General features: G+C 35.2%; 17 protein-coding genes, 2 tRNA genes and 2 pseudogenes. 13 read left to right on the top strand and 8 right to left on the bottom strand.

The window, feature by feature from the left end:
• Positions 1-41: 41 nt before the first annotated feature.
• Positions 42-3,482 carry a DNA polymerase III subunit alpha gene (gene dnaE / locus OOK87_RS07175; RefSeq protein WP_264688511.1) on the bottom strand — a complete coding sequence of 1,147 codons (3,441 nt, stop codon included), beginning with the start codon at positions 3,480-3,482 and terminating at the stop codon, positions 42-44.
• 1,090 nt (positions 3,483-4,572) lie between these two features.
• Between dnaE and OOK87_RS07170 the strand changes: the two genes are divergently transcribed.
• Positions 4,573-4,704, top strand: coding sequence for a hypothetical protein (locus OOK87_RS07170; RefSeq protein WP_264687719.1), 132 nt, complete (start codon positions 4,573-4,575; stop codon positions 4,702-4,704).
• A gap of 122 nt (positions 4,705-4,826) precedes the next feature.
• Here OOK87_RS07170 and OOK87_RS07165 read toward each other — a convergent pair.
• Positions 4,827-5,842: pseudogene (locus tag OOK87_RS07165) on the bottom strand (IS110 family RNA-guided transposase).
• Positions 5,843-6,065: 223 nt separating this feature from the next.
• On the opposite strand from OOK87_RS07165, the pseudogene OOK87_RS07160 reads away from it, so the two are divergent.
• Positions 6,066-6,611 (top strand): annotated as a pseudogene (locus tag OOK87_RS07160) (IS256-like element ISWpi15 family transposase); the annotation flags it as partial.
• Positions 6,612-6,634: 23 nt separating this feature from the next.
• Here the strand turns inward: OOK87_RS07160 and OOK87_RS07155 are convergent.
• Both OOK87_RS07155 and OOK87_RS07150 read right to left on the bottom strand, forming a co-directional pair.
• Positions 6,635-7,519: an Rpn family recombination-promoting nuclease/putative transposase gene (locus OOK87_RS07155; RefSeq protein WP_264688444.1), complete on the bottom strand. Its 885-nt coding sequence runs from the start codon at positions 7,517-7,519 to the stop codon at positions 6,635-6,637.
• A 377-nt stretch (positions 7,520-7,896) separates the two neighbouring features.
• Positions 7,897-9,810, bottom strand: coding sequence for an ATP-dependent helicase (locus OOK87_RS07150; protein WP_264688443.1), 1,914 nt, complete (start codon positions 9,808-9,810; stop codon positions 7,897-7,899).
• A gap of 260 nt (positions 9,811-10,070) precedes the next feature.
• Here OOK87_RS07150 and OOK87_RS07145 point away from each other — a divergent pair, with 260 nt between their 5' ends.
• From OOK87_RS07145 to ccmE, 9 genes are all read left to right on the top strand, one after another.
• Positions 10,071-11,246 (top strand): leucine-rich repeat domain-containing protein, encoded by a 1,176-nt coding sequence (locus OOK87_RS07145; protein ID WP_264688442.1) that lies wholly within the window; start codon positions 10,071-10,073, stop codon positions 11,244-11,246.
• A gap of 163 nt (positions 11,247-11,409) precedes the next feature.
• On the top strand, positions 11,410-11,997 hold the full coding sequence (locus tag OOK87_RS07140; protein ID WP_253309432.1) for an NADH-quinone oxidoreductase subunit J: 588 nt from the start codon (positions 11,410-11,412) through the stop codon (positions 11,995-11,997).
• Positions 11,988-12,296 (top strand): NADH-quinone oxidoreductase subunit NuoK, encoded by a 309-nt coding sequence (nuoK, locus tag OOK87_RS07135; RefSeq protein WP_019236815.1) that lies wholly within the window; start codon positions 11,988-11,990, stop codon positions 12,294-12,296. Before OOK87_RS07140 ends, nuoK begins: the two co-directional genes overlap by 10 nt.
• A 4-nt stretch (positions 12,297-12,300) precedes the next feature.
• Entirely contained in the window at positions 12,301-14,148 is a 1,848-nt protein-coding gene (gene nuoL, locus OOK87_RS07130; RefSeq protein WP_253309433.1) for an NADH-quinone oxidoreductase subunit L, read from the top strand.
• A gap of 3 nt (positions 14,149-14,151) precedes the next feature.
• Positions 14,152-15,594: a complex I subunit 4 family protein gene (locus OOK87_RS07125; RefSeq protein WP_253309434.1), complete on the top strand. Its 1,443-nt coding sequence runs from the start codon at positions 14,152-14,154 to the stop codon at positions 15,592-15,594.
• The gene (locus OOK87_RS07120) at positions 15,591-16,955 is read left to right on the top strand and encodes an NADH-quinone oxidoreductase subunit N (RefSeq protein WP_264688441.1); all 1,365 of its coding nucleotides are present in this window, start codon (positions 15,591-15,593) and stop codon (positions 16,953-16,955) included. The genes OOK87_RS07125 and OOK87_RS07120 overlap by 4 nt, the downstream gene beginning before the upstream one ends.
• 17 nt (positions 16,956-16,972) lie before the next feature.
• Positions 16,973-17,695, top strand: a complete 723-nt coding sequence (locus tag OOK87_RS07115) for a biotin--[acetyl-CoA-carboxylase] ligase (RefSeq protein ID WP_253309436.1) — start codon at positions 16,973-16,975, stop codon at positions 17,693-17,695.
• Positions 17,692-17,829 (top strand): CcmD-like small membrane protein, encoded by a 138-nt coding sequence (locus OOK87_RS07550; RefSeq protein ID WP_253309437.1) that lies wholly within the window; start codon positions 17,692-17,694, stop codon positions 17,827-17,829. Before OOK87_RS07115 ends, OOK87_RS07550 begins: the two co-directional genes overlap by 4 nt.
• The gene (gene ccmE, locus OOK87_RS07110; RefSeq protein WP_253309438.1) at positions 17,813-18,205 is read left to right on the top strand and encodes a cytochrome c maturation protein CcmE; all 393 of its coding nucleotides are present in this window, start codon (positions 17,813-17,815) and stop codon (positions 18,203-18,205) included. Before OOK87_RS07550 ends, ccmE begins: the two co-directional genes overlap by 17 nt.
• A 77-nt stretch (positions 18,206-18,282) precedes the next feature.
• Here ccmE and OOK87_RS07105 read toward each other — a convergent pair whose 3' ends face one another.
• The 4 genes from OOK87_RS07105 to OOK87_RS07090 form a co-directional block, all read right to left on the bottom strand.
• On the bottom strand, positions 18,283-18,711 hold the full coding sequence (locus OOK87_RS07105) for a hypothetical protein (protein ID WP_253309439.1): 429 nt from the start codon (positions 18,709-18,711) through the stop codon (positions 18,283-18,285).
• Between the two features lie 121 nt (positions 18,712-18,832).
• Complete coding sequence (locus OOK87_RS07100; protein WP_253309440.1) at positions 18,833-19,147, bottom strand: hypothetical protein; 315 nt, start codon at positions 19,145-19,147, stop codon at positions 18,833-18,835.
• 62 nt (positions 19,148-19,209) lie between these two features.
• Positions 19,210-20,742 carry an MgtE intracellular N domain protein gene (locus OOK87_RS07095; protein WP_264688440.1) on the bottom strand — a complete coding sequence of 511 codons (1,533 nt, stop codon included), beginning with the start codon at positions 20,740-20,742 and terminating at the stop codon, positions 19,210-19,212.
• Between the two features lie 198 nt (positions 20,743-20,940).
• Positions 20,941-21,016, bottom strand: a tRNA-Ala gene (locus OOK87_RS07090).
• 442 nt (positions 21,017-21,458) lie between these two features.
• On the opposite strand from OOK87_RS07090, the gene OOK87_RS07085 reads away from it, so the two are divergent.
• Together OOK87_RS07085 and nuoF are read left to right on the top strand one after the other, a co-directional pair.
• Positions 21,459-21,531: transfer RNA gene (locus OOK87_RS07085), tRNA-Lys, on the top strand.
• A 19-nt stretch (positions 21,532-21,550) separates the two neighbouring features.
• Positions 21,551-22,804, top strand: coding sequence for an NADH-quinone oxidoreductase subunit NuoF (gene nuoF, locus OOK87_RS07080; protein ID WP_253309962.1), 1,254 nt, complete (start codon positions 21,551-21,553; stop codon positions 22,802-22,804).
• Position 22,805 lies beyond the last annotated feature (1 nt).

Genomic DNA, 22,805 nt, shown 5'->3' with positions numbered 1-22,805 from the left:
TCCTTTAATACCGATTAAATATTTCATTATATAAAGCTTTTTTATATAAGCAAGTTATTTGTATTAATTTCTACGCCTTTAATCCAGCTTAAGTTAGATATTTCATAAATAACTTGAGGAGCAATTGAGTATGCACCTGGTAATAAGATGCTCACTTTATGTTTTTCGAGAAGAAGTTTTAGCATTATTTTGGTTCTGCCTTTATCTTTCAATATTGCATTTAATTCCATAGCGGCTTTTTGCGAATCCGTGCACTCAGTGGTGAGAACTAATTCCTTTATTGTAGAAGCGATTCTTTTTGTAAACTCAGATATATCCTTGCCTGCTAATCTTGTCGTATTTTCCGAAGCTTCAAGATCAATTATCACAAATGTTCCTGGTGAAAATAAATCTCTTTTTTCTTCTATTATTTCATTATTATAAAATGCTATTTCAGAAACGTTATGGGGATCAGAAAGTGTGAGTATAACAAACCTTCCACGCTCTGAAGTTCTCATACGTGCATTTAATATTACCCCAGCAGTTTTTGCTGTTCTATTTTCTCCGATAAACCCAATATTTAACTTTTCCAGAAGAATTCTAAATTTTTCAAGTGGATGATTAGTTAAATAAAATCCTAGTGAAAATAACTCATGCTCTAATTTTTCCTCTTCATCAAAATCTTCCACATTCTCAAATTTCGGTTTGAGGACATCAAGACTACCAAACAAAGCAGCTTGACTTGATTCCCTATCCTGTTTGTTTTTATTTGCAAAGTAAATCAGCATGTCCATTGACTCATATAGCTGCTTTCTGTTCTTATGCACGCTATCGAATGCCCCGGATTCAATTAGGCTTTCTAGCGCTCTCTTATTTATTATATGACCTGAATTTTGAATGAATTCCCATATGTCCTTATAAGCGCTTGAACGTGTGTTCACTATTCCTTCTGCTATAGAAAAACCAACATTCCTCAAGGCAGCAATACCATAACGTATGCACTCACCCTCTATTGAGAATTCAGCTTGAGACTTGTTTATATCAGGTGGAAGAACGGTAACGCCACTAAACTTTGCTGCATGATAAAATAAATTCAGTTTATCTCTATCATCAATATTTAGATTCATTAGTGCTGTAAAAAATTCTAATGGATAATTAGCTTTAAGGTAAGCCGTTTGATAAGATATAACCGCATATGCAGCTGCGTGAGATTTATTAAATCCATAACCAGCAAATTTTGCAACAAGGTCAAAGATATAACTTGCCCTGTCATAATCAACGCCATTCTTCGTTGCCCCTTGGATGAAAAGTTCACGTTGTTTATCCATCTCTTCCTTAATTTTCTTACCCATGGCACGTCTCAGCAGATCTGCTTCCGCTAAGCTATACCCGGAAAGAATACGGGCTATTTCCATCACCTGCTCCTGGTAGATTATTACCCCAAATGTTTCTTTTAACACTCCTTCAAGTAACGGATGAATATAATCTGGCTTTTCAAGTCCATGCTTTCTTGCAACATAAGTTGGAATGTTATCCATAGGTCCTGGACGATAAAGGGAAATTAAAGCGATAATATCTTCAATGCAATCTGGCTTTAATTTGATTAAAGCTTCTCTCATTCCCGAACTTTCAAGCTGGAACACTCCAATTGAATCACCGCTAGAGAGCATCTCATAGGTTTTTTGATCATTCAAAGGAACTGAAGAAATATCGATCTTTTTTTCATCACGATTAATTAAACGACATACATGATCTATTAGTGTTAGCGTACCAAGTCCAAGAAAATCAAATTTTATTAACCCAGCTTTCTCCACATATTTCATGCTGTATTGAGTGATTGGCAGAGCCGAATTTGGATCGTAGTACACAGGAACAAAATTTTCCAACTTTTGATCACATATTACAATTCCAGCAGCATGAGTTGAAACGTGACGATATATTCCTTCAAGCTTTAGTGATATATCAAGAAGCTTTGCAATTACCTCATCACTATCCCGTTCTTTCTGCAGGTTTTGATCAAGCTCTATCGCTTGCGATAAAGTTACAGGATTTACTGGATTAAATGGAACCATTTTAGATATTTTATCCACTTGAGAGTAAGGCATTTGCAATACTCTACCAACATCACGCAATACTGCCCTTGCTTGCAATTTTCCAAAAGTGATTATTTGAGCAACATAACCGTACTTTTTCTGAACATAATCAATAACCAGGTCCCTTTTCTCTTGGCAGAAATCGATATCAAAGTCAGGCATTGATACACGATCGGGATTTAAAAACCTTTCAAATATTAGGCCAAACTTTATTGGATCAAGGTCTGTAATCTGTAAGCTCCAAGCAACAATTGATCCAGCACCAGAGCCTCTTCCTGGACCAACTGGAATGCCATTTGCTTTGCTCCAACGAATGAAATCAGAAACTATCAAAAAGTAGCCAGCGTAGTTCATCGAAGTTATTACGCTTAGTTCATAATCTAACCTGTCGTAGTATTGCTTGAAATCGATATCATGTTGTGTGTCATCATCTGGTTTGGTGTCATTCCAGCGCGTGACGCTGGAATCTCTCTGGATCCCAGTATCAAGTACTGGGATGACAGTGGAGGGTGTTCTGGTGACAGAAGAGGATTTTGCAATACGCAGCTTCAATCCTGCAACTGCCTGCTCCCTCAGTTCTTCATTCTCAGTTTTATTTTCTCGACAAGGAAATTTAGGCAAGATAGGCTGCCTGCTTCTTGGCATGTAAGAGCACCGCTTAGCTATCACTAAAGTGTTATGAATTGCTTCGGGAATGTCGCTAAACAGCTCCTCCATTTCTGCCACAGATTTGAAGTAATGCTCGGTAGTTAACTTCTTTCTGTTATTCTCCAGGGCATAACTCCCCTCCGATATGCACGTTAATATGTCATAAGCCTCATAATCAGACCTATTTGGAAAAAACACATCGTTCGTTGCAACCAGTGGTACATTGCGCTGATAAGCAAAATCTATTAAAGCTTCTTCAAGCTCTAGCTCTTTATTCAGCCCATGACGCTGCAATTCAACATATAAATGACCATCGAATGCTGAAAGCAGTTTTTCAACCGTTTCTTTATCTTGCCCCAACAATAGTTGAGCCAAACATCCACCGGTTAAAGCGATCAGACCCATACTTAAATTCAATAGCTCATCAAAATCAACGTAAGGAATATCGCTGTTATTCTTGCGCTTTTTAAAAGACTCACTCACCAAAGTGACTAAATTAGTGTACCCTTGCTCATTTTTTGCAAGCAATAATATAGGTAAATTTTGTTCTGAATGTTTAACTATAATATTGCATCCTATTATTAGCTGTATTCCCCTACTTGCTGCATATTCTGAAAATTCGAGCGAGCCAAACAAGTTGCCTGAATCAGTAATTGCAACCGCTGGCATTTTATTTCGCAAACAAAGGCCTATCAGCTCCTCAATTTTAACCGAGCTTTCAAGCAGCGAATAAACACTATGAACACGTAAGTGTATGAACATAAAAAACTTTAGATCAACAAAAAAGGATAACATTAATTTACCCATGAGAACATAATTTCATGAAAACAAAAGCCTATAAAATTCTAAAATTAAAATACAAAAACTTCCTTGACAAACTCCGCCAGCCCCCTTATTATGATAATAAGGGTATTTATGACTCAAAGCTTGTTTTTGATCTGCGCAGGTTCAACAACAAAAATTCAGTAAAAAACTCAGGGTATTTATTGGCGGATTAGATAAAATTATAGCGGTTGCATGTCTTTTTTATTTTTTCTACATTCAGCCAAATCGCGCTTAAACTAAGCGTCAGCACATTATTACAGCGCCACTTACAGTAATATAGAGTCAAAACTCGCTACTCGGGGCTTCTTTTGCCTTTTTTTTCGTTTGGTAAATTTCTTAAATATTTATGGCTAAAGTAATTTAGGCCTACCGACAACCGTCATCCCGCTACGTATTAGCGGCTAAGAGATACCGCGAATGAATCGCGGTATGACGGTTCGCGGTGGCATCTCGTCATCCCGCTACGTGTTAGCGCTTACTATTACCCACAAATAAAGACATGGTATTGTATTTACTCAAATAATTTAATTTTATTAACCTGAAAGCTTATTGGATTAAAATTATTAAATTAAGAGTTATAATTTTAGCAACTAAAAGCTGTAAATTGCACCATATAAACAGTTATTTCAAGCAAAAGTTATGCCATTAAGAGCTATGCAACAAACATTTATATTTGTGGGTAATAGTAAGGTGTTAGCGGGATCTAGAGATACCGCGGCGGTATAATGGTTAAGTAATTCGTCATCCCGCTGCTTGTTAGCGGGATCTATGCTAAGGAGATACCGCGGCGGTATGACGGTTAAGTAGGGTGTCATTCCAGTCTGGAATCTAGTTCTTATTGTACATTTACTTGGTGTAGAGTTAAGTTTCCTGGATCCAAGTAGTCTGGGCACTGGGATGACGAGAAAGGAGCACTGCCATTATAGAGTAAAATGAGATCCCAGTGTCAGCTACTCGGATGACAGAAGAGGGGCTACTCGGATGATAAAAAAGGGGCTACTCGGATGACAAAAAAAGGAGCACTAGAATGACAGGAGATACCGTCTTGTTAGTCAACAAAAAAATTATAAAATTTCCCAAGTTGCATCATAAAATCAAAAAATACTTCCAATTGTGTAACAGTACACAGATTATAGTTAGTGGATATGTTGATAAGTAAATTAGTTTTATACGCACAAAACAGATGAAGTTTACTTATCAACATATCCACTAACCAACAACATTCAATAAATTTGTGTAAGATACCACTTTACATAAGATAGATAGGAAGCATTTTTGATTTTAAAGTACTAAACCTTCAGTCAACCTCCTAGCCCTGTAGTTTTTGATATGGTTAGGATCAAAAGCACTTTTGGATGTCAGAATACCGAAAATGATATGGAGTAGCTTACGCATTGCAGCACCAACGATGGCCATATTATGCTTACCCTTTTCCTTTAATCTTTGGCAAAAGCTCATAATGATAGGATTGTGATTCTTAGCTACTATGGCAGGAAAGAAAAGTGCCTTACGTAATGTTTGTGAACCGGATTTACTTAATCTGGGTTTGGCATATACAGAGGAACCTGACGTCATATTTCGTGGTATAACTCCTGTATATGCTGCCAATTGCCTGGCATCTCTAAAAACCTCTATATCAGAAACTTCAGCTAAAATAGCTATTGCTGATTCTTCTCCTATGCCTGGAATAGTCAATAGAAGTTGAAAATTTTCCAACAATTCTTTGTGTTGATTTAATAGTTCACGTACGGAGTTTTTTATTGTTTCTATTTTTTGAGCTATATTCATTGCAAGGTCTTCCCAAGCATTTGCAACTTCTTTAGGCAGTCTCTCTTTTTTTTCTAAGTGGTTATTTACTAATGTTAACTCATCTTTTAACGCAACTGAGCAACGATAAAGATGTTTTAATTTTTTCATTTCAGGAGAAGGTGGTGTCCAACTAGAAGGTTCCTGTCTTTGGCAATAATCAGCAATAACTTCTGCATCGGTCTGATCATTCTTTTGTCGTATCAGCTTACTCCTTGCATAAGATTTTATGCAATAAGGATTTACAACACTTACAAAATGTCCAGCATTGTGTAGAAATTCAGCCAGTGCTTCGCTATAACAACCATTAGATTCCATGCAGGTTTTTACTTTTTCTACATTATGTTTGTGTAGAAAATTCAGTAGACTTTGAAACCATCGTTCTTAAAGCTTCTTTTTCTAGTTTCACGCTTTCCTTTTTTGCTTATAAATGAGAGAAAAACATCAAAGCGATCTTTTGATATATCTATGCCCAAAAAGTTGTTGATCATATATAACCCCATACGTTACCATTAAAAATGAAAAGTAAGGCTAGTCTTGTGAATACAGAATTAGAACCATTCAGGTCTTTCTACGATACCGTCCAGCCTATACTTTTGAGAAGGGAATTCTTATCTCCTCTACAGATTTTATATCTAAGAAGAAGCACAGAGTTCCTCCCTTCTCCACCTAATGCTTAAGCTTAAAACATTAGATGCTTTTGACAAGATACAAGTAGAAGATATCCTTATTGCCTGCGTTGATGGGCTGAAAAGCTTTCCTGCAGCTATAAACAGTGTCTTTCCTAATGCGGAAGTGCAGATGTGTATAGTGCATCAGATACGCAACTCACTGAAGTATGTGGCCAGTAAAGATGCGAAGAGTTTTTTGAGCGATTTAAAGAAGGTATATCAAGCTTCAAGCAAGGAAATTGCCGAGAATTATCTGTTGGAATTGGATGAAAAATGGGGCACAAAGTACCCTATGGTTATAAAATCTTGGCAGAATAATTGGGAAAACTTGTCTGGTTATTTTAAGTATTCTGGTCCAGTTAGGAGGATAATCTACACCACCAATCCCATAGAGGGGCTACATAGGCAAATTAGGAAATTCACTAAGACCAAAGGCTCATTTACCAGCATAAATGCCTTGTATAAGCAGGTATATTGTGCTATAAAGAAGGCAGAGGAAAAGTGGACGATGCCTGTACATGATTGGGCATTAACTATCTCTCAACTTGATGTTTTCTTTCCTGGCAGATTGAAAATTGAGTTGAACTAAAAATGCGGTTTGACACAGTTTATTTAACACTCCCCTTCAATCTCACTAATAGAAAGGCCAGTAAACTTGACAATAGTGTTGACATCAACATTATTAGCCAGCATTGCTTTTGCGACTTCAATTTTCCCTTCAATTTTTCCTTTCTCTATACCTTTTTGTATACCTTTCTCTTCAGCAAGATCAAGTCTGTATTCAAGAATGGCTTCTTCTTTCCGTAGATCCATTATTCTTTCTTCGTAAGCTACTAAATCTTTTTCGTTCCAACGAAACTTGTCTAATTCATCATATGCTAGCTTTATTATTGGCGCTTTTTCTGCTATCTCTTTTAAGTCCTCTTCTGTTGTTTCTTCTGCGTATTTAAAAAAGAAACACCACCTTTCTACTATACTTTCTAACTGCTCTACTTTACTTTTTGAAAATTTGGGCAATTCTATAAAGATAAATTGAAAATCTTTTAAGTAATGGCCGTTAGTTTTTATATCACGTATATTGTGAGTAGAAATATAATCAACTTCTTCAGGAAGTAAGTTACAATTTGATATAGCAATAAAGAAGACTTTCTTTAAATCAATGTAGTTGCCAGATTTATCTAATTGTCTTGAGTAGGCTTTAGCGGCATATAATTGAGCGCGTTTTTCGAAGCCCTTGTCTCTAGCGAGCTGCATTTCTGCTATATATCTATTTCCGTGAGAATCCTTGCAGAGAACATCAACAATACTTTGTTTATCAGAGGCAACTTCGGGATCCATAATAGTGCTAAGAAACTCAACTTCTTGTATTGCATTTATCTCAGTAAACCCTAAAATATCGTTCAAAAAGTGGATCAGGATATTCTTATTTTTTTCCGTTCCAAAGATTTTTTTGAAACACAAATCATTGCGAGGATCGAGAAATTTTGAAAGAGCCATGGCAAAAATGCTTGAAAATATTAATAATTATACACTATTATTAACAATTATTCAACCATATTTTTGAAGATAGCTATAGCTATGCTGCCGCGGTATCTCTTAGCATAGATCCCGCTAACAAGTAGCGGGATGACGAGGATGCCGCCGCGAACCGTCATAGCGCCGCGGCGCTAACTAGTAGCGGAATGACGGTTTTTCAAATTGTCGGTAAATCTAAGTCAGTTTAGCTATAGGCAGCAATTTTCTGTATTTATTTTAAATTGAAGAAAGCTCAAATGAAAGATCATGTTTTGCTAAAAATCACAGAATGCAGTCTGGTTACACATATAGTTGAAGTAATTCAGATTTGTAAGATATGTTTATCTGCAGTTATAGCTTCAACAGTAGGCGTTACTCTTGATTACCTCAAAATTTTCTCTTGGCAATTCTTTAATGAACCGAGAAGTGCGCATCGGTTGCCACTGGTTGTTAATTTCCCTCCTATCTGCACATGAAATGATTAACCTTTCTTTGGCTCTGGTTATGCCAACATATGCGAGTCTCCTTTCTTCTTCTAAAGCTTTACCACTTTTATCTTCAAAAGATCTTTGATGAGGAAATAATCCCTCTTCCCAACCAGGTAGAAACACGCACGGGAATTCAAGTCCTTTGGCTGCATGAAGAGTCATAACATATACGGTGTCATCGTTATTCATATTATCCACTTCCATCACTAGACTTATATGCTCCAAGAAAGTTGTGGCATTATCGAAATTTTTTAAAGATGAGATGAGCTCCTTGACATTTTCTATTCGTGCTAAGCCTGTTACCTCCTCATTTTCAAGCATTTCAATATACCCTGATTGGTTTGCTACGATTTTAACGAATTCATGCAGTGGTTTTACGCTTACTATTTCTTCCCAAGCTTTAATTTTATTTAAAAAATCATTTAGTGAGAGTTTAATTCTTTCGGTTACTTGATTACTATTAACTAATATTTTTGCTGCCTCAAAAAAAGAAATTTTGTTATCCTGAGCAGTCGTGTATATTTTCTTTAGAGTTGTAGCTCCTATGCTTCTTTTTGGCCGATTTACGATCCTTTCGAAAGCTAAGTCATCGTTATTGTTTGTAACGAGTCTTAAATATGCAATTATATCCCTGACTTCCTGACGTTCGTAGAATTTTACGCCACTTATAATCTTGTAGGGAATTGAATATTTTATAAAATACTCTTCGAGAACTCTAGTTTGAAAAGTGGCCCTTACCAGCACTGCAATGTCACTAAATCTGTATTTATTGAGCTTTAATATCTGTTCGCTTATGAACCTTGCTTCAGCTTTTCCGTCCCATAATTTTATTAGATTTACCTTTTCCCCTTCAACGTTTGTTGTCCACAATTTTTTTTCTAGCCGAGTTTTATTGTGATTGATAACATATGACGCAGTTGCAAGTATGTGAGATGTTGATCTATAGTTACACTCTAGTTTGACAGTTTTTGCATTTTTAAAATCATCAGAAAATTTTAAAATGTTTTCAACTTCTGCACCACGCCAACTGTATATTGACTGATCGTCATCTCCCACACAGCAAATATTTGAGTGCTTTTTTGCAAGGTATTTTAGCCAAAGATATTGTATTGCATTTGTATCTTGATACTCATCTACCATGACATACTTAAACTTGTTTTGGTAGTAGGACAGAACTTCGGTCTTTTGATTAAAGAGTTGTATGTTATATAGCAATAAGTCACCAAAATCGACAGAGTTAAGGAATTTTAACCTTTCCTGATACTGGTGATAGACTTTGAGTGCAATCACGTATACTGATCTAAATGATTGAACGTCTTCCACTTCAGATGGCAACAAACACTTCTCTTTCCATTGCTGAATAATATTCATAATGGTCTTACATTTTTCTGATAGGTAATCAGGGCTGATTTCATTCATGATGTTTTTTATTACCTGTAATTGGTCATCCACACCAATAATTGTAAAATTGGAATTTAGCCCCACGACTTCAGCATGATGACGTAGAATTTTTGCTGCAATTGCATGGAAAGTGCCAAGCCATGGTATGTTTGTGCCTGTTAGCTCAAGTACCCTTGATACCATCTCATTTGCTGCTTTGTTTGTGAATGTCACTGCTAATATCTCATCAGAGTAAGCGTGACCGTTCCTAATTATGTGCGCTATTCTTGAAGTGATCGTTCTTGTTTTTCCGGTTCCGGCTCCTGCCAATATTAAAACCGGTCCATCTATGTTAGTTACAGCTAATTGTTGTTCTGGATTTAGCAGTGAGAGATAATCGTTCATTTGCAGCTCTATAGATTATAACTTCGTAAAGTTAAACCTATGATCGAAATATTGTAAAGGTTTTATTGAATAGAACAGTTAAAGAATGTCCTAGGTGTATGGTCCCACCATACCAATTTATTGTACTAATTCTAGTATAACCTGCCGGGACAATCTATTTCAGTTCCAATACCTTACATTATAAGGATACAAGTCAATAATTGACAATCACTGAGATACAGGCTAAAATGTTTATATGATAATTCTTGTGAGGAGGAAAAATGGATTTTGACAAATATATTAAAGGCAATGCACTTTTTATACATGGATGTGTTGCTGTAGATATAGTGGTTAAAGAGCTAGTAAGGTTTTTACAAAATGAAACACACATTACAGAACTTGGTCTAGAATGGTGTAAAATTGATGATGAAGATGCAAAAGAGTTAGCTAAGCTTACACATCTTACTTCACTTGATTTATCCATGAACAACATTAGTGATAAAGGTGCAAAAGCTTTAGCTAGTCTTACCAGTCTGACTAGACTTAACTTATTGAGTAACAATATTAGTGTTGAAGGTGCAAAAGCTTTAGCCAATGGCAAGCTTAAAAATCTCAAGCAGCTTAACTTAGAAAACAACAATATTGGTGATGAAGGTGCAAAAGCTTTAGCCAATGGTAAGCTTGAAAATCTCAAGCAGCTTAATTTAAAAAACAACAATATTGGTGATGAAGGTGCAAAAGCTCTAGCTAACGGTAATCTTACAAGTCTTGAATGGCTTAAATTATCATGTAACAAAATTGGTGGTAAAGGTGCAAAAGCTTTAGCTAATGGTAAGCTTGAAAATCTTAAATATCTTGATTTAACGCAAAATAATATTGGTGCTTCTGAAGGTGCAAAAGGGTTGGCTGAAGGTAATCTTATCAATCTTGTTCAACTTAATTTAACCCGGAATAAGATTGGTAAAAAGGGCGCAAAAGTTTTAGCCAATGGTAAGTTTGAAAATCTCGAGCAGCTTAACTTAGAAAACAACAATATTGGTGATGAAGGTGCAAAAGCTTTAGCTAATAACAATCTTACAAAGCTTGAATACCTTAGTTTAAAAGACAACTACATTCGTAATGAAGGTGCAAAAGCTTTAGCTAATGGTAACTTTACAAAGCTTCAACATCTTATCTTAACCGAAGGTGTTGGTGATGAAGTTAGAAAAGAGCTAGAAGCTAAGCTTACAAATTGTACTGTTGTTGTACATTACCATAATCAAAATCTACCATTCAGTCCTGAAAACAATAGCAAATATTATGCTGGCTACAGTACAGCAATTGGCTTATTTTTAGGTTTGAGCATAGCATATCTTGCAGGAGCTGCTGCTTTAACTCCTGTTGTTGGCTGTTGCAGTATTTATTGCAGCCACTGTTGTTGGTGCACTGGTGGGTTATGGTATTGGAAAATTTTGTGAAAAGGTCAGTGAAGAGAAGCAAAATGATCCTGATATGAGTATGTGTACTGCAATTAAGAATGTCCTTATCCCTGGGTGTTTAATCCATAAGGTAGGCATTTAGTATTGACTTTACAACGATAGTCACTTTAAATTAGTAATTGTTGTTGCAGTTAAAGTATCGATGCCTTTTTTCTTTTATTTTTTCGCAATTCTTAGCATTTTATCTGCTGTTTGTGTAATTAGTGTAAGAAATCCTGTGCATGCAGTATTATTTTTAATTTTCACCTTCGTTAATTCTGCAGTTCTTTTTATTCTCCTTGGAGCTGAATTCATTGCTATGATGGTGCTGATAGTATATATCGGTGCGGTTGCAGTGTTATTCCTTTTTGTAGTTATGATGCTCGATATTGACTACATAAGGTTGCGCCAGGGTTTTGCGAAGCATTTCACTCCTGGTGCTATATTATGTGTTGTGTTTTTTCTGATTATCAGTTTTGTAATCCGCAGCTCAACGCTGAATATAAGTAATGTTATAAACTATAATGCCAATAACGTGAAAGCTATCGGTAATTTGCTCTACACTGACTACATGTACGCTTTTCATCTTTCTGGTATTCTGCTGCTTGTTGCAATTGTCGGTGCAATTGCTCTTACTTTGCAGGACAAGAAAAAAGGAGTTAAAAAACAGAATGTATTAAAGCAATTGACACAATCTTCATCTGTAAAATTGGTTAAGGCTAAATTTGGAAAAGGAGTAGAATGGAAATAGGATTAAATCATTTTTTGATAGTTGCTGCTATTTTGTTCACTATTGGGGTGTGCGGTATTTTCATTAACCGTAAGAGCATAATCAATATACTGTTATCAATAGAAATATTATTGCTGGCGATTAACATCAATTTAGTTGCTTTTTCTGCCTTTATGAATGATATAGTTGGGCAAATTTTTGTGATGTTTGTGTTGACTGTTGCGGCAGCAGAGTCAGGAGTTGGGCTTGCAATATTGGTTGTATATTATAGAAGTCGTGGCAATATAGATGTTGAACAAGCGAACTTAATGAAAGAATGAAAGTATGATGGATATACTGAAATTAATAGTATTTTTGCCACTCTTTGGTTCGCTATTTGCAGCACTTTTTAGAAAAAGTCAGTTAGTTACAACGGCAGGGATTGGAATATCTGCAGTTTTATCTTGGTATGTTTTTCTCACCTTCTCTGAAAACTATCATTTAGTTTTATTTCCTTTGTTTTCATTAAGTGTATTAAAAGTAAATTGGGCAATTAGTGTGGATGCTCTCTCATCCTTAATGCTTATTGTTATTACCACCGTTTCACTAGTAGTCCACCTCTATTCTATCGGTTATATGGAGCATGATAAAGGGAAGTCGAGGTTTTTTTCTTACCTATCGCTATTTACGTTTTGCATGATTGTGCTGGTTGTAAGCGATAATTTCGTGCAGCTTTTTTTTGGCTGGGAAGGGGTTGGCCTATGTTCTTATTTACTCATAGGATTTTGGTTCCAAAAATATTCTGCAAATAATGCAGCAATTAAAGCATTTGTTGTAAATAGGGTAGGAGACTTTGCACTATTAATTGGAATCTTTCTTATTTATTATACATTTCACTCTTTGAAATTTACTGAAGTTTTTGACACAGCTGATCTTCTTGGCGCACAGAACATTAGGGCATTCTGCTGTGAATTTAAAATAATTCATATAATATGCATATTACTTTTTATTGGCTGTATGGGTAAATCTGCACAGCTTGGTTTACATGTTTGGTTGCCAGATGCAATGGAAGGGCCAACCCCTGTTTCTGCACTCATTCACGCAGCAACGATGGTAACAGCAGGTATATTTTTAGTAGCAAAATGTTCTCCATTGTTTGAGCTATCAAATGTGGCACGAGAATTAATAGTTATTGTTGGGGCACTTACTGCTTTTTTTGCAGCTACGGTTGCGATTACTCAGAACGATATAAAAAAAATAATTGCTTATTCAACCTGCAGCCAACTTGGTTATATGTTCATGGCATGTGGGCTTTCTGCTTACAATGTTGCTATTTTTCATTTAATGACACACGCTTTTTTTAAAGCTCTACTATTTCTTGGTGCTGGCAATGTAATTCATGCAATGCATCATGAGCAAAACATTCAGAAAATGGGAAATTGCTGGAAGAAAATCCCTTGCACTTACACTCTCATGTGGATTGGGTCTCTTGCGCTTTCTGGAATATTTCCATTTGCAGGTTTTTACTCAAAGGATTTGATAATTGAACATGCTTATAGCACGGATAGCTTTGCTTTTGTAATAAGCTTAGTTGTTGCATTCTTCACAGCGTTTTACTCTTGGAGATTATTGCTTCTTGTGTTCCATAGCCAAAAACAAAGTAAAATTAATATACATGAAGCACCGAAGATTATGCTTATACCATTACTGATACTTGCTTTTGGATCGGTATTTTCTGGAGTGTGGGGAGCAAATATTTTGAACATAACTAGTAATGCGTTTTGGAAATCAAGTTTAATGGTGATTGATGAGCATGGAGTTCATAATTTCTTTATAAAACTACTACCAACCTTGGCAAGCCTAAGTGGAATAGCTCTTGCGTACCTGATTTACCAATATCAAGTAATTAGGCAAATTAAGAGTAAATTTTTACTTAAGTTTTTGCAGAATAAATGGTACTTTGATGAGGTGTATGAGTTTGTTATAATTGCACCGATAAGGTTTATATCTAGGCTTCTATGGAAGTTTGATGTTAAGGCTATTGATTCATTTGGACCAAATGGTGTTGTAAGGTTGGTTAACGAATGTTCAAAAAGTTCTATAAAGTTACAAACTGGTTATATATTTGATTATGCATTTATTATGTTTGTTACTTTAATAATCGGTGCTTTATATATTATTGGAATTAAATAGAAGGTGTTGTTACTTAGTATATTCTTGCTTCCACTGATAGGAGCGTTGATTTTATCCTCGATCAGGATTAATCATCAATCTATACACTTAAGATTCCTTGCCCTATTTTTTGCTGTACTTCCATTTTTGCTTAGCATTGTAGCTTGTATAGAATTTGATTATAACAATGCGGACTTTCAGTTTGTCAGCTATCCAGTAAGAGATATTGGAATAGGGGTGGATGGAATATCGTTGCTTTTCCTTCTACTTACGACCTTCTTGTTTGTTATTTGTATGCTCTATAATTGCAAAATGAGTTATACGACCCTAAAAGCCTATATGGCATTATTTCTACTGCTTGAGAGTTTTGTAGTCGGTTTTTTCGTTTCACTGAATGCTATAAGCTTTTATGTGTTTTTTGAAGCTGTCTTAATACCAATGTTCTTTATTATTGGCATTTGGGGAGGGAAGCAAAGGATATATGCGACGTTTAAGTTATTTCTTTATACATTAACTGGCTCATTATTATTTCTACTTGGGTTGGTATACATCTATAGTGTTTTTGGAACGTTTAGTATACAAAAATTAGCTACATTAGTGCCAAGCCTTGATCTTGAAGTGCAGTCATTGCTGTGGATTGCATTTTTTATTTCTTTTGCAATAAAAGTACCTATGTTTCCATTTCACACTTGGCTTCCTGATGCGCATGTGCAATCACCAACTTCTGGGTCTGTGATTTTAGCTGGCTTGCTTATTAAAATGGGGGGATATGGATTTTTAAGGTTTTCTATTCCAATGCTTCCTCAGGCAAGTTTGTATTTTTCAAATTTCGTTGTTGTGCTGAGCATTATTGCGGTGATATATGCTTCTCTAGTTGCGTTTGCTCAAGATGATATAAAGAAGTTAATAGCTTATTCTTCAATAGCACATATGGGAATCGTTACCGCTGGCCTCTTTTCATTTTGTGAGGAAGGAGTACTGGGTAGCATATTTCAAATGATTAGTCATGGCCTTATTTCTGCTGCTTTATTTTTGTGTGTTGGAATGCTATATACTCGAACTGGAACTTTGGAGATTGCAAAGTACTTTGGCATAGTAAATACAATGCCAAAATTTGGTTTTATGTTCATTTTGTTTTCAATGGCTTCAATAGGGCTACCTGGAACATCTGGGTTCATAGGTGAGTTTTTGGCTATGGTTGGAATGTTTAAGAGCATAGGTTTTTTTACAGGATTTATCGCACTTGGCACTATTTTAAGCGCAGTTTATATGCTGAATTTATGTAAGCAAATAATATGGGGGGTTAGCTATTCTAAATTATTAAATAATCGCTTGGATAGCATAGAATTTTCTGTCTTAATTCTGCTTGCAGTGTTTGTTATTTTGCTTGGATTCTACCCAACCCTTGCACTGAATTATTTGAAGCCATGTATGGCAAATTTGTTAGTCAAATATAATGCGCTATGAATTATATACAGATATTGCCGGAAACGTTCTCTATTATCTCCTCGTTAGTGTTGCTACTGCTTGGAATTATATTTAACCGCCAAACTATCAACTTATTAGCACTTGGCTGCACAGTGGTAACTTTGATTATTTTAATTATTTCGGCAGAAAATAATGAAATTTTTCTCTTTAATTCGTTGTTAAAACTCAATTTATACATCAGGTCAGCCCAAGGGTTAATTCTCAGCACAGGAATTTTAATACTTTTGATGCTGAATTTATCAAAATATGACTATAAATATGAATTTTCAATACTGATTCTTTTTGCGCTATTTGGCATGATAACTTTGGTTTCAGCAAATAGTCTGATTTCTTTTTTCTTAGCTTTTGAGTTGATGAGTATATCTTTATATGTTCTTGCGAGCTTTAATAAAGATTCAGCTTATTCATGTGAAGCAGGAGTGAAATATTTTACACTTAGTGCACTATCTTCCTGCATTATGCTATATGGAATGTCGCTGCTTTATGGATATACAGGACAAGTCAATTTCTCTGAGCTCTGTTCATTCTTGCAAAACCATCAGATAACTTATGGAATAGTTTTTGGGTTAGTTTTTATCCTTATTGGTTTGTGTTTCAAGCTTGCTATTGCTCCTTTTCATATGTGGGCTCCAGATGTCTATCAAGGTGCACCTACCATAGTAACTGCGTTTTTTTCTACGTCCCCAAAAGCTGCACTTGTAACATTTTTAATTCGATTGATGAATGAAGAGTTAGTAAATGTAAAAAGTTATGTTCAGCCTATTTTCTTATACGTTTCAGCATTGTCTGTGCTTATCTCAGCTTTTGGGGCCTTGCGTCAGCAAAACTTAAAAAGGCTGCTTGCTTACAGTTCAATTGGTCACATTGGTTTTATATTTGCTTCACTTTCTATTTTTACACAAGCAGGAACAGATAGTGCCTTAATGTATTTGGTGATATATATCATCACAAGCATAGGACTATTCTCATATCTCGTACAAATTGACGATGACGATTGTGATATTGCAAATTTATCTGGTATAGGGAAGAAACACCCAATTGTAGCATTTCATCTTTCTGTACTGTTACTCTCGATGTCGGGAATACCTCCACTTGCAGGTTTTATCGCTAAATTTTTTATATTCAAAAGTTTAATAAATTCTGGCTTTATCAGCCTGTCTTTGATCCTTGTAATAGCGAGTGTGATATCATGCTACTATTATTTAAATATCATGAAAGTTATGTATTTTGATAAAGCTAGTGGTAATAAGGTTGCTTATTCTAAGGGTCTATTCATTATCACTTCAGTGGCTTCACTTATCAACCTCGTTCTTTTCTTATACGTTTTACTCACTCATTGAACTAAAGGGCTGACAAGGTGATCCCTAAGGGCTTTCATATTCATCATTACAAAGAAGTTTCAAGCACTAACGAAGAAGCGTTAGATTTAATTGATAAAGGAATATCAAATGAAACTGTCATTATTGCTGATAAACAAACAGAAGGTAGGGGACGCACTGGAAAAAGCTGGATTTCTCCAGAGGGTAATCTCTATGCGAGTTTGATAATTAACCAAGAAACGGATGTCAGCAAATTGACAGAATTGACTTTTGTTACTGCTCTTGCTGTTGGCAACACGTTACTATCATTTATAAGTGACAGTAACGTTCAACATAAATGGCCAAATGACATTCTAATCGATGGCAAGAAAATAAGTGGAATATTGCTTGAAAAAAGATCCAATTCGAATTGGCTCATTATAGGAATTGGAATTAATGTCAATCATGCACCACTTCCAGGAACAACGTGCATTAGCAATTACGGTGAATCTGTGTCTAACATGGATCTGTTAAAGGAATTAATAATAAATTTTAATAAGCTAAGAAAGCAATGGCTATTTGATGGGTTTTATGCTATAAGAGAAATGTGGTTAAAAAAAGCATTCAAAATGAATGAGCAAATCAGTGTAAAGTTAGCTGACAAATTGTATGAAGGAATTTTTGCTGATATAGATAAAAGTGGTAAATTGGTGTTGCAGCAAAAGGATGGAAGCTTAATTTATTTTGATGCAGGTGAGTTATTTATTGATAATGCATTATGAATACATATGTAATTTTTGCTTACCTTATTAGTTTCACGCTGATTGCTGGAGAGCTAATTTTTACCATTTCTTGCTATATTAAAAGTAAAAAAATCTTAGAAAGCCTTAAAAGTAATAATGAAGAAGAAACATAAGCGATTACTTATAACTTCAGGAATTTTCTGCTTTTTAAGTTGTGCAGTTTTTTTTATTTTAACAACGCTCAAAGAAAATATCTCATTTTTCTATACAGTAAGTGAGGCAATAGTTTTACCAAATAATCAAAAGCCAATCCGTGTTGGTGGAATGGTTGTTGAAAATAGTGTGATACGGAGCGAAAGCGAAGTGATTTTTCAAATGACAGATTTTAATAAGAGCGTTATGGTGAAATATCAGGGAATACTTCCACCAATGTTTTCAGAAAAAAGTGGTGTTGTTGTGCAAGGTAAAATGTTTGATAATAGTACTTTTCTTGCAGATACAGTGTTTGCAAAACATGATGAGAACTATATGCCGAAAGTTTTAAAATAGATTCCCTAATTCAGCTGTATTGAAACGATATGTAGAGAGAGTAACAGCCTGCTAGCAAGCTGTTACTTTCCTAACTACTATAATATATCAGAGTGAGTTGGCGCTTCCCATTCATCTATGTTATCACCACCAGTTGTTCCTGTTTTTAATTTTCCAACCTCTTCGTTTAGGTTGTCAAAGTTTTCTTTCAAAAATTTAAGATCCTTCTTATTATCCATAACTAGCTCTTCAACCCTATTTGAATTATCATACAATTCATCCATATAATCTTGATGACCTTTCAACACGTCATTCAATTTAGGAACAAATGTGTCATTTAAATCTTTGACTAGTTTATCTAGAATTTTGTGGACGTAATCGACCGACGCATTCTTTTCTTTATTGCCTTCAAAAGATTTAGGCTTAATTTTGACCTCTATGTCATTTATTATTCTACGATTGGTACCGCTCATTCTGCTTGTTACTCCAAAGTTGCTTTCGCTTTCTTTTACACTGTAATTACTCATATTAACTCCTATAAAAAATTAGAATTTAAAACTAACTAGTTACCTTGAAATGGTATGTGAAAAAAGTAATAGCCCACTGGGCTATTACTTTTTCTTATTTTTGCTAATTATTAGCTATTTTCTATCCTAGTGGATTTAACTCTGGAGAAAAAAAGGTGTTGGGATTTGTTATGTCAGAATCCGTGAATGAATCTACTTCATCTCTCAATTTATCGATTTTCCCAATTAAACCTGAATCTTTATCACCAATTTCCTTCTTTATTGTAGATAAGTGCTGTGTGGTTTGGCTTACTACATTATTGATATGTTTTATTATGGGATTGACTGATTCTACAAATGTGTCAGCTTTTACCATCCCTTTAGTTCCTGTTATCTCTTTTAATGGTGCCTCAATTAACTCCACATTAAATTTTTTATCTTCTGTTGAATTATTCATGTTTATTAATTCCTTAAATAATAATATTAAAAATAATGTTATTCATTATCTTCTGTAATCTGCTAAACAGATATGGAGTAATCCTGAACAGTATAAGCATCATTACTGTTAAGGTAATACTCTTCATTTACTACAGAAGAATGTTGATAGCTAAATTGATTGGGGTTAACTATATCATCACCTTCCAGCAATTCCTTAAGTTCTTCAAGTTTTTCTTTCATTTCCTCTTGTTTCTTGTTTTGTTCATCAAACTTCTCTTTTAATGCATCAATAATAGCTTTAGACTGATCTTGATTGCTGAGATCACCAATCACAGCTGTCACTTTCTCATAAGGCAGTTTGTGAATGATGTCTTTAAGCTCTTCTGCGCCTATGTTATCCAAAAGTTCTTTAAACTGCTCATTAGACATATTGCGAGCAAAAGCTTGAAGTTTGTCTGGGTTATCAACTAAAGACTTAATGATAATCTGAATCTTATTAGGATCAGTTAAATCTCGAGCTACTATTGCAAGTTTCTTGTGGTCTAGCTTATTAATTAAATCATGTAATCTATCTCCTTCTAAATTGTGTACTAGGGCTGGAAGTCGATTTTTCAACGTTTCGTCCAAAATAGTGTTTATACTTTTCTCATCTGCATCTTTTATTAGTTCTACAAACTGATCATTGCTTATTGTCTTGATAGCCTCCAGAAACTGATTCATTTTAAGGTGAGGGAAAATTTCTTTTACTTGGTCTAGATTTAAGTCTTTCACTAGGTTTGTAAGCTGATTTTTATCTAAAAGAGGAACAATTATTTGTAACTTTTCTGGATTTAGTTCCTGAGCAAGGGTTTTTAGCTGGTGATTGGTTAGATGATCCACTAAAGCTTGGAGTTGTTCATCCATTAAGTTCTCTGCTAAGACCTGCAACTGGTTTGAATTTAGTTCAGGAATTATTTTTTGCAGCTGCTCATTCGTTAAATTCTGTGCTAAAATCTGGAGTTGATTTGAATTCAGTTCAAAAATTATTTTTTGCAGTTGAATAGGTATATCAAGTAACATATTATTCACTATTTCCTTTATTTCCCCTGCATTACAAGGTGCTACGTTTTTTTGCAGCGCTGTATTGTAAGGTGAATCGATAATATTTCCTTTTTTATCTGAGAAATAGTATTTACCACTTTCGTCTCGCGTTACGTATTGATACGATACAGCTTGTGCAAGAAAATCCACACTACTGTATCTTTCACTGTTATCTCCTACACTAGTTACTACGTTTACTAGCTGATCATTAAGGTATATAAGAGAATTATTAGTGGCATCTCGGTTATACCAGTTATTAGCGTTCAGACTTTGTCCCGATTCATTAAGACAAGTATACATTCCGTTATGAAATTGACAGAAGTTTACGTTTAGTGTTAGCACCTCTTCACTTTTATCATTCAGCGGTATAAAAGCAAGTTTAGCAATTTTGTATGGTCTACTCACATCAGCATTATCTCTGCCAGAAAAAGAGGTTCCTAAACAAACATTTTTGCCTGGATAGCATGTCATTCCTTCGCTTATCACAAGAGACTTTCCAGGTACCATCTTAAAAACATGCTTTTTTCCACTCATAGGCATTACCAATAAATTAACTGTTAGTATTCTAACATTTATTGATTAATTTATTATTAAATTGGTATATATTAGAATTATAATAACAAACATTACTTGCATAAAGAAAAGTTACAGAAAGAGGGATTTTTTAGGGAACTAGTATAAAATACTAATGGGCTAAAATAAGCTGACTTTATGATATGCTAGAACCTATATTGGTGGAGGCAAGCGGGATCGAACCGCTGACCTTCTGCGTGCAAAACAGATGCTCTACCAGCTGAGCTATGCCCCCAATTCTTGCTTAAAGCATAAATCACTCAGGCTGAAATGCAAGAAATATTTATCTGTTATAGCTAAACTGACTTAGATTTACTGACAATTTGAAAAACCGTCATTCCGCTGCGTGTTAGCGGAATCTATCTGCAGCAGTGTGACGTGTTAGCTATAGGCTATTGCTAAGCATTATAATAGTGCACAAATTCTGCAGGGTATATACAGTTTTCTATTTTTCTTATCTCCTTAGCGTTATACTTCACACCATCCAAATAAATCTGTGAACTGAAAATTAACAAGAAGTTTTCCTTTAAAAATTTTTTAAATTATCCATAGATTTTTTAACTAAATTATCACTAACGCAGTATATTATATAATTTATTTAACCACACATGAAAATTTTAGTTTGATTAAAACGGATAAAAACTGTATTGATGTTTAGTATAGCTGAAAAATGAAATGATCCCGTAGCTCAGCCGGTAGAGCAACTGACTTTTAATCAGTGGGTCACGCGTTCGAATCGCGTCGGGATCACTCACAAATTTTGAAAAACATGCTAAAAGAACAAGACAAAATATTCACCAACCTAAATGGTAAAGAAACTCCACTACTTAAGGGTGCAAAAAAACGTGGTAGCTGGCAAAAAACAAAGGAGTTACTAGATTTAGGATCAGAAAAGATCATTGATGAAGTAAAGAAATCTGGTTTGAGAGGTCGAGGGGGTGCAGGATTTTCCACCGGCCTTAAGTGGAGCTTTATGCCCAAAAATCTCCCAAAAGCATATTTAGTAGTCAATGCAGATGAGTCAGAACCTGGTACATGTAAAGATAGAGATATATTGCGATATGAGCCACATAAGTTACTTGAGGGAATTCTCCTAGCCGGCAAAGCGATCAGCGCATCAGTTGCGTATATTTATATCAGGGGTGAATTTTATAATGAATATTTAGTTCTAAAAAAAGCACTTGAGGAAGCCTATAAAGAAAACTTAATTGGAAAAAATGCCTGCAAATCAGGTTATGATCTTGATGTGTTTATCCATAGGGGTGCAGGAGCTTACATATGTGGGGAAGAAACAGCTCAACTCGAATCAATTGAAGGAAAAAAGGGCTTTCCTCGCATGAAACCTCCATTTCCCGCAGGTGTTGGACTTTTTGGCTGTCCAACCACAATAAACAACGTTGAAACTATAGCCATGGTTCCAGATATTCTAAATCGCGGAGGAGAATGGTTTGCATCTCTTGGTAAACCAAATAATACTGGTACTAAGATTTTTTGTATTTCAGGACATGTAAACAACCCGTGTAATGTTGAAGAAGAGCTCGGAATTCCACTACGTGAATTGATTGAAAAATACGCAGGTGGAGTGCGAGGGGGTTGGGATAATTTACTTGCTGTAATACCTGGTGGGTCTTCAGTGCCATTAATTCCAAAATCTATATGCGATACTATTGAAATGGATTTTGATTCATTAAGAACCGCACAATCAGGGCTTGGTACTGCTGCTGTAATAGTGATGGATAAATCAACTGATATAATAGCTGCAATAGAGAGGTTATCACACTTTTACATGCATGAGTCCTGTGGACAATGCACACCATGCCGTGAAGGTACTGGATGGATGTGGAGGATTATGAAGAGGATGGTGGCAGGAGATATTAAGCCTGATGAAATAGATAAGCTGCTTGACCTTACAACTCAAATAGAAGGACATACAATTTGCGCGCTTGGTGATGCTGCAGCTTGGCCGATTCAAGGATTAATAAGACATTTTCGCCATGTTATCAAAGAGAGAGCGATAATTTAAC

The organism is Wolbachia endosymbiont (group A) of Sympetrum striolatum (genome assembly GCF_947250715.1).
GTDB lineage: Bacteria > Pseudomonadota > Alphaproteobacteria > Rickettsiales > Anaplasmataceae > Wolbachia.
Note: the sequence above shows the minus strand (reverse complement) of the source record. Positions and strands in the feature narration are given on the sequence as shown.

Bases quoted from the DNA above. Each gene is read 5' to 3' on its own strand.
- dnaE (WP_264688511.1), bottom strand. From the start codon at position 3,482: ATGTTCATACACTTACGTGTTCATAGTGTTTATTCGCTGCTTGAAAGC.
- OOK87_RS07170 (WP_264687719.1), top strand. From the start codon at position 4,573: ATGACAGGAGATACCGTCTTGTTAGTCAACAAAAAAATTATAAAATTT.
- OOK87_RS07155 (WP_264688444.1), bottom strand. From the start codon at position 7,519: ATGGCTCTTTCAAAATTTCTCGATCCTCGCAATGATTTGTGTTTCAAA.
- OOK87_RS07150 (WP_264688443.1), bottom strand. From the start codon at position 9,810: ATGAACGATTATCTCTCACTGCTAAATCCAGAACAACAATTAGCTGTA.
- OOK87_RS07145 (WP_264688442.1), top strand. From the start codon at position 10,071: ATGGATTTTGACAAATATATTAAAGGCAATGCACTTTTTATACATGGA.
- OOK87_RS07140 (WP_253309432.1), top strand. From the start codon at position 11,410: ATGCCTTTTTTCTTTTATTTTTTCGCAATTCTTAGCATTTTATCTGCT.
- nuoK (WP_019236815.1), top strand. From the start codon at position 11,988: ATGGAAATAGGATTAAATCATTTTTTGATAGTTGCTGCTATTTTGTTC.
- nuoL (WP_253309433.1), top strand. From the start codon at position 12,301: ATGATGGATATACTGAAATTAATAGTATTTTTGCCACTCTTTGGTTCG.
- OOK87_RS07120 (WP_264688441.1), top strand. From the start codon at position 15,591: ATGAATTATATACAGATATTGCCGGAAACGTTCTCTATTATCTCCTCG.
- OOK87_RS07550 (WP_253309437.1), top strand. From the start codon at position 17,692: ATGAATACATATGTAATTTTTGCTTACCTTATTAGTTTCACGCTGATT.
- ccmE (WP_253309438.1), top strand. From the start codon at position 17,813: ATGAAGAAGAAACATAAGCGATTACTTATAACTTCAGGAATTTTCTGC.
- OOK87_RS07105 (WP_253309439.1), bottom strand. From the start codon at position 18,711: ATGAGTAATTACAGTGTAAAAGAAAGCGAAAGCAACTTTGGAGTAACA.
- OOK87_RS07100 (WP_253309440.1), bottom strand. From the start codon at position 19,147: ATGAATAATTCAACAGAAGATAAAAAATTTAATGTGGAGTTAATTGAG.
- OOK87_RS07095 (WP_264688440.1), bottom strand. From the start codon at position 20,742: ATGAGTGGAAAAAAGCATGTTTTTAAGATGGTACCTGGAAAGTCTCTT.
- nuoF (WP_253309962.1), top strand. From the start codon at position 21,551: ATGCTAAAAGAACAAGACAAAATATTCACCAACCTAAATGGTAAAGAA.